Below are 2,181 nucleotides of genomic sequence, written 5' to 3'. Positions count from 1 at the left end.
TCCATATGCATTTCATCGTCAAGGGTCGCGCGCTTTCGCGCGACAAGGTGAAACGGGCGATCGACTTGTCGATCGAAAAATACTGCTCGGCGACCGCGATGATGGCCAAGACCGCCGAGATCACCCACGACTTCGAAGTCATCGATACGATGGCGAGGTAGGATAGCGCCTGGTGGCGGCGGTTCGCCGCGCGAGCTGGACGACGATAATGACAGCCTCTGCAATCAAGCGCGAGGCCGCTTTCGTTTTCATGCCGCGATCAGCGCCTTGATGCCGTCCGCGACGAACTGCACGGCGAGCGCCGCCAGAATGACGCCGAGCAGCCGGGTCAGGATCGAGCGGCCGGTCTGGCCGAGGATGCGGTCGATGCGCTCGGCCAGCACGAACACCAGGTAGGTGATGACAAGACAGATCGCGATGATGCCGACAAGGGCTGCCTGCGCGCCAAAACCTGGAAAAGAGCCGGACAGCAGGACGGTCGCTGAAATCGCGCCCGGACCGGCGATCAGGGGGATCGCCAGCGGAAAGGCGGCGATGTTGTGGATCATGTCCTTGGCGATGGCGACGTCGCCGATCTTTTCCTTGCGGTCCTGCCGGCGCTCGAACACCATTTCAAAGGCGATGAAGAACAGCAGGAACCCGCCGGCGACGCGGAACGCCGGCAGCGTGATGCCGAACACCGACAGGATCGATGCACCGGCGATTGCAAACAGCGCCATCACCAGGAAACCGATGATCGAGGCGCGGACGGAAACCTGGTTGCGCTCCTCGCGGTTCATGCCGCGCGTCACGGCGAGGAAGAGCGGTGCCAGGCCTGGCGGGTCGACGGTCACGAGAATGGTGACGAAGGCGTTGAACAGGCTGTCGAAGCTCGGCATCTCTGACCCTCCCCGCCGGGCCGTGCCCGAGACCCCTGCATTGGTAGAGCAAAGCAGCGTCAGGGGAAACCGTGCAGGTCAGGTGCTGCCGGCTCGCTGCGCCAGGAACTCGACTTCGAGCCGCCAGGTCGCGCCATCGTCCTGAGAGCGTTCGCCCAGCCAGCGGAAGGAGTTTTCGGTAATCCGGGAAAAGCTCCAGCGCACCGAGGTGCCACTGCCGTCAGCGCCTTGCTGGACGATGGTGTCGCCCTCGGCCCGGCCGAGCTGGCGGCTGTAGTACTGGGTGCGCGGATCGCTCCAGAAAATATGCCAGGCCTCGACGCCGGGGTCATAGACACGCAATGTCGTGCCATAGAAAGTCCATTTGCCGAGGGAGGGTGAGGGACCGGCGTCGCGCGCCGGCAGGATCCATACGTCCTGGATCGCGCGGCCCTCGAGCACCCAGCCGAAATGCACCTCGCCGCGCCCGGTCAGCACCTGGCCGTCCTCGAGGTGGCGCGTGGCATCGAATGTCCAGGCGCCGACGAAGCGGCCGTAAAGGTTCAGTTTTTCGGCCAGGTCCCCGGCAGGCTCGTCGCTGTGCAGGGCTTCGACAAAGGAAGATGAATTGAACATGATTTCGACCTCATCTTGTCAGGAGACTGGAGGGAATAGGCGGCGGCAGGGTTCTGTGCTTGGGAAAAATTGCTATCTTTCAAGCCATGACAACGAGCGCGCATACACTGGCGTCCGGACGAGGCTGGCAGGTGTTGGACGTGGTCTGCACCGCCGGCGCCTCCGATCGCCCGTTCGAGGAAGAGCACCGTAATTTCTGCGTCGCCGTGGTGACCAATGGCACATTCCGCTACCGCGCACGCCAGGGCAATGCGATGCTGACGCCGGGCGCGCTCCTGCTCGGCAACCCTGGCACGTGCTATGAGTGTGGGCACGAGCATGGCGCCGGCGACCGCTGCCTCTCCTTCCAGTTCGAGCCGGCCTATATGGAACAGATCGTTGCCGACATGCCGGGCGTGAAGAAGCTGGCCTTCGAGACGCCGCGGCTGCCGCCCTTGCCGGCGCTGGCACCGCTGCTGGCCGAGGCGGAATCCGCACGCGAGATGGCCGACGTCGACGCGTTCGAGGAAATCGGTCTGCGGATTGCCGGCGCAGCCGTCGCCTCCGGCGTCACGCCTGCTGCCCGGGTGCCGAGCCGCCGCGACGAGAAACGTGTCGCGGAGGCGGTGCGGCGCATTGAGCTGGATGCCGACCGGCCGGTCTCGCTTGCTGCGCTTGCAAGCGAGACCGGCCGGTCGGCATCCAGCTC

General features: G+C 64.7%; 3 protein-coding genes and 1 pseudogene. 2 read left to right on the top strand and 2 right to left on the bottom strand.

The genetic code is table 11. From position 1 onward, the window contains the following. A pseudogene (locus EOA86_RS40825) lies at positions 1-161 on the top strand (osmotically inducible protein C); the annotation flags it as partial. An 87-nt stretch (positions 162-248) separates the two neighbouring features. On the opposite strand, the gene EOA86_RS31785 reads toward EOA86_RS40825, so the two are convergent. Next, positions 249-878 (bottom strand): MarC family protein, encoded by a 630-nt coding sequence (locus tag EOA86_RS31785; protein ID WP_128345225.1) that lies wholly within the window; start codon positions 876-878, stop codon positions 249-251. A 78-nt stretch (positions 879-956) separates the two neighbouring features. Continuing rightward, the gene (locus EOA86_RS31780; RefSeq protein WP_128345223.1) at positions 957-1,493 is read right to left on the bottom strand and encodes a hypothetical protein; all 537 of its coding nucleotides are present in this window, start codon (positions 1,491-1,493) and stop codon (positions 957-959) included. An 86-nt stretch (positions 1,494-1,579) separates the two neighbouring features. On the opposite strand from EOA86_RS31780, the gene EOA86_RS31775 reads away from it, so the two are divergent. Next, positions 1,580-2,181, top strand: a 602-nt coding sequence (locus tag EOA86_RS31775; RefSeq protein WP_128345221.1) for an AraC family ligand binding domain-containing protein, incomplete at its 3' end; no start/stop codon positions are given.

Origin of the sequence: Mesorhizobium sp. M5C.F.Ca.IN.020.32.2.1, assembly GCF_004023105.1 — a bacterium.
Taxonomy (GTDB): Bacteria; Pseudomonadota; Alphaproteobacteria; order Rhizobiales; family Rhizobiaceae; genus Mesorhizobium; species Mesorhizobium wenxiniae.
This window is presented reverse-complemented; position numbering and strand designations above follow the sequence as displayed.